Source organism: Microvirga sp. P4_A5 (assembly GCF_056402495.1).
Window position 1 is genome coordinate 1 of record NZ_JBFUHH010000218.1, and the last position, 648, is coordinate 648.

General features: G+C 58.5%; 2 pseudogenes. Both read left to right on the plus strand.

The annotated features are described in order from the left end of the window. Positions 1-46 precede the first annotated feature (46 nt). Positions 47-379, plus strand: a pseudogene (locus AC1DVM_RS23225) (M10 family metallopeptidase C-terminal domain-containing protein); the annotation flags it as partial. Between the two features lie 34 nt (positions 380-413). After that, positions 414-648, plus strand: a pseudogene (locus AC1DVM_RS23230) (calcium-binding protein); the annotation flags it as partial.

The following is a 648-nucleotide window of genomic DNA, read 5'->3' on the forward strand; positions in this document are numbered from 1 at the left end:
CGTCAATGGCGTTGGGCAGGGAGCGCCGGTCAAGAACTACATCTTCATGACGATCTGGGATGGCGGCGGCATCGATACTTACGATCTCTCCAATCATAGCGGCGGTTCGGTGGTCGATCTCTCGCCGGGAGGCTATTCCAAATTTTCGCAGGCGCAGCTTGCTCACAAGAGTGCGAATGCGTTCGTCAACGGCAACGTCTACAACGCATTCCAATACAACAACGACTTGCGTTCATTGATCGAGAATGCGCTCGGCGGTTCCGGAAACGACGATATTAGCGGAAACAAAGCCAATAACGTGCTCATCGGCAATGCCGGTGACGACACACTTTATGGTGCGGGCGGCGATGATCGCCTGATGGGAGGCGACGGAAACGATCACCTCCGTGGCGGCGCTGGCGCGGATTATCTGCATGGCCGGGACTTACGACACGGTCGAGTACAGCGACTCGACAATCAGCGTTTATGTCAATCTCGGCACCAACGTGGCATGGGGCGGGACCGCGCAGGGCGACGTGATTTCCGGGTTCGAAAACATCATCGGGAGCGCGGCCGACGACGTTCTCTACGGGTCGTCGGGGGCGAACGTCATTCTCGGCAACCGGGGCAGCGACCAGATCGTCGGGTCCGGCGGGAACGATTATCTCG